This is a genomic window from Candidatus Paceibacterota bacterium, from assembly GCA_028714275.1.
Classification (GTDB): Bacteria; Patescibacteriota; Minisyncoccia; order Phycocordibacterales; family CAINVO01; genus CAINVO01.
In genome coordinates, this window is the sequence record JAQTMP010000056.1 from 1 (window position 1) to 4015 (window position 4015).

Sequence of the window (4015 nt, forward strand, 5' to 3'; positions counted from 1 at the left end):
AAGTTACAGTAAAGCTTCTGGGGTCTTTTCGTCTAACTGCAGGTAACCGGCATCTTCACCGGTATTGTATTTTCACCGAGCAAGTCCTCGAGACAGTTCTCCAGTCATTACACCATTCGTGCGAGTCAGAACTTACCTGACAAGGAATTTCGCTACCTTAGGACGATTATAGTTATCGCCGACATTCACCAGGGCTTACAACAATCACCAATAATATTACTACTATCAACGTCGTTGTTTGACCTTCTGGCATTGGTCAGGTGTCACCCCCTATACATCCTCTTGCGAGTTCGCAGGGAGCTGTGTTTTTGGTAAACAGTTGCCAGAGAAACTTTAGCTGCGGCCTATCTTGCGATAGGCAGACCTTATTCCGAAGTTACGGTCGCTTTTTTGCCGAGTTCCTTGAGGACCTCTCACTCGTTCGTCTTGGGCTACTCGCCCTGATCACCTGTGTCGGTTTGCGGTACGGTTAGATTGCATCTGAAGCTCAGAAGTTTTTCTTGGAGGCTTGCTTTGTATACTTCACTTGTATTGCTACAAGCTTACTCGTGTTTCTTGAATTTCCATTAAAGGTACGTGCGGATTTACCTACACGCGATTCTTAAAACCTAAACGCAAATCCATAATGCGCTATACATACTAAACCTCGTCCCTCCATCGCAATGCAACTAGTCACGGAATATTAACCGTGTGCCCATCACCTTCGGCTCTCGCCATCAGCTTAGGACCGACTAACTCTTGGCTGATCTTCATCGCCAAGAAAACCTTGATCTTTCGACGTTAGAGTATCTCACTCTAATTGCGGTTACTTGTGCCAACATTCTTACTTCGTAACGCTCCAGCATGGGTCACCCCTTTGCCTTCATCGCGGATACGAATACTCTCCTACCGATCCATTTTTCCGAAGAAAAATGAATCCCTCAGTTTCGGTACATAGCTTAGCCCCGATTATCTTCGGTGCAGAATCTCTAAGTGAGTGAGCTGTTACGCTTTCTTTAAAGGATGGCTGCTTCTAAGCCAACCTCCTCAGTGTCTGAGAAATTCCACCTCCTTGTGATGCACTTAGCTATGATTTAGGGACCTTAACTTGAGATCTAGGCTCTTCCCTTTTTGACTAGTGGAGCTTAGCCCCCACAGTCTAACTGCCGCGCTATAACCTCTGGTATTCGGAGGTTGATAGGATTCGCGAGATTTCTCCCTGTCGAATCCTTCCAGTGCTCTACCCCCAAAGGGAACACGCGACGCCAGCCCAAAAGCTGTTTCGGAGAGAACCAGCTATTACCAGGCTCGATTAGCTTTTCACTTCTACCCACACGTCATCCGAGAGTGTTGAACGGCTCAGCGGTTCGGGCCTCCATCTGTCTTTCGACAAACTTCACCCTGCACATGGGTAGCTCGCTCTGGCTTCGGGTCTAATGTATAGGACTATTATTTCGCGCTATTCACACTCGGTTTCCCTATGGCTCCAGGCTCTCGCCCTTAGCCAGCCTTATACATTAACTCGTTGGCTCATTCTTCAATAGGCACGCCGTGACGGATCGCACCCTATAGACTATTTTTTGTTCCGAACAAGATATCTTGTCAAAAAATAATATACACGGTGCGACCCGCTCCGACTCCTTGTAAGCATATGGTTTCAGATCTATTTCACTCCCCTCAACGGGGTTCTTTTCACCTTTCCCTCACGGTACTAGTTCACTATCGGTCTTCAAAAATATTTAGCCTTACCGGTTAGTTCCGGCAAATTCCCCCGAGCCATTCGTGTCTCGAGGTACTCAAGTATGACAATAAAAGTTATTTGGTTTTCGAATACGGGTCTATTACCCTCTAGGGCTTTGCTTTCCAGCAAATTCTTCTAACAAAATAATTTGTAACTTTTTATCTGCCGAGGCAGATGTTCGTCAACTTATAACCCTGCTATTTCTTACTTCTACTTTTAACAGCAGAAGTAAAAAATGTCAGTTTGGGCTCTTCCGTTTTCGCTCGCCGCTACTTGCGGAATACTTATTAGTTTCTTTTCCTTCAGGTACTGAAATGTTTTACTTCCCTGAGTGTGCGAATTCAAACCGTTACGATTTGAAAACAATTAAATCAAGTTTAACTGGGTTTCCCCATTCGGAAATCTCCGGATCAAAGGTTGCTAGGCACCTCCCCGAAGCATATCGTCGCTTTGCTACGTCCTTCGTCGCTTTTTGAAGCCAAGGCATCCACCATATGCTCTTATATTTCCTATTAGGAAATATAAAAACCATTCTTGGAAAAAACTTACAATTTTTTCCACCATTGTTTGCTACACCTAAAAATTTTACTCAAATGTTTTAGGATTTTTTTTATTTTTACCTGTTTTTTGTCCAAAAAATCCGGCTAGAATTTTTTGGACGACTCAAAATTTTTCTCTCAAAAAATTTTGAGCTTGTAAATAAAAGTCTTGAATTTTTATTTACGTTCTGTCTCTAGTAGAAAAGACCTCCAATGATCTGGCTCAAAGCCCTCAATCAAAGTCTAGGACAGGATGTGCTAAGTTCCATGTTCGCCGAAGCGAACAAAGTTCCAAGTTTATTTATCAAAGTATCTGTCGTTCTGAATGTAAAAGCTTTCACTTTTACGAAAAAACCCGCTTTTTTAGCGGGATACCGATACATAGAGCTACATAATAGCTTTATAGGTTCCGCTTTAAATTAAGGTTTATCAACATTTCTGTGTAGGAGAAATTATACTCAAACTGGTTTTAATGTCAAATATAAATACTTAAAAATATGGTCTATTTATAAATTCCAAGATACAGGTATTTTTAAAGCCATTTTTTGATTAAAAAAGCCCCGTCCGCTTAAGCGGACGGGGCTTTTAAACCTCCTAAAAATACGCCTATTTACTTGAGATTTCTCCTCTAACTTTTGAGATAACCTCAGAAGCAGCCTGCTGGCCTCCTAGACCAAAAGCTAGACCAATTGCCACAGAAACAGCAACAACTACTCCTGTGAAAACAGTCTGGATAATCTGCTGTGCAATTCCAAGCTGTGAAATAGCAGCAAGAAGACCGATAATGTAGATTACCCATTTTGCAACTACTCCAAGAAAATTTGCTGATCTTACTTCTGCAGCTTTTGCTGAAGTTGAGATAACTCTCTGAACTACATCAGCAACAACAACTGTAACAAGAAGAATAAGTACAGAAGCGATCACCTGTGGTAGATATCCGATAACAACAATTCTTAGAAAATCATTGACTTCTGAGAGATGAAGAACATTGAAGGATGCAATCAAAAATGCAACAACAATAAACCATTTAACAAGAGCCCCAACGAATTTTCCTGTATTTAGACTTAATCCAGCACGTGAAAGTGCAGAATCAACACCCGTCTTTCTAAGGACATGATCTACTTTCGCTGCTTTGAATACACTATCAATAGCGCTACCAATCAAAGCTCCAACAATCCACCCAACAACAAAGATAACAACAGCTACAAATAGATTTGGTATAAAGGCAATGATGCCAAACCAAAGATTTACAAAAGAATCTCCTAATAACTGCGCTGAATCCTGAAGAATCATAATTTTTATTTATTAATAATTAATAATAGCTAATAACAAAGCGACCTTAGTTATGCCTTATATTATAACCCGATATAGAAATTAATAGTTAGTTACTAATCCCCAGTTTATCAATTATGATTTTATGAGGGTACTCAAGAATATCTCTCACTAATTTATCCCCAAAAGACCTTCTGTATTCAAAATCAGCAGTTTCAAAAAAGGCATATTTAAGCTCAGAACCAAGCTCTGATTCAAGATTTGAGATTACCCTAGCCAAGACATTTTTCTTGAATTTGTCCCCAACAATCAATAGATCAACTCTACAATCTGAATTATTTATAAATACTCCAGAAAGAGTAGCGAACTTAAGTCTACCTGCTTTTGAAATTTTATCTGAAATCTGAGTTTCACTTAGAGGAGAAACTTTTAGCAAAAATTCTTTGAGTGCATCTATATGACGAAAATTATTATCTAAAATAAA

At 40.4% G+C, this 4015-nt stretch carries 2 protein-coding genes and 1 rRNA gene; all 3 read right to left on the bottom strand.

What is annotated here, in order from left to right:
* Positions 1 to 2234: ribosomal RNA gene (locus tag PHF79_04000) — 23S ribosomal RNA — on the bottom strand; the annotation flags it as partial.
* 631 nt (positions 2235 to 2865) lie between these two features.
* The gene (locus tag PHF79_04005; GenBank protein MDD5318943.1) at positions 2866 to 3552 is read right to left on the bottom strand and encodes a hypothetical protein; all 687 of its coding nucleotides are present in this window, start codon (positions 3550 to 3552) and stop codon (positions 2866 to 2868) included.
* Between the two features lie 88 nt (positions 3553 to 3640).
* On the bottom strand, positions 3641 to 4015 hold a 375-nt coding region (locus PHF79_04010; protein ID MDD5318944.1), incomplete at its 5' end, for a hypothetical protein.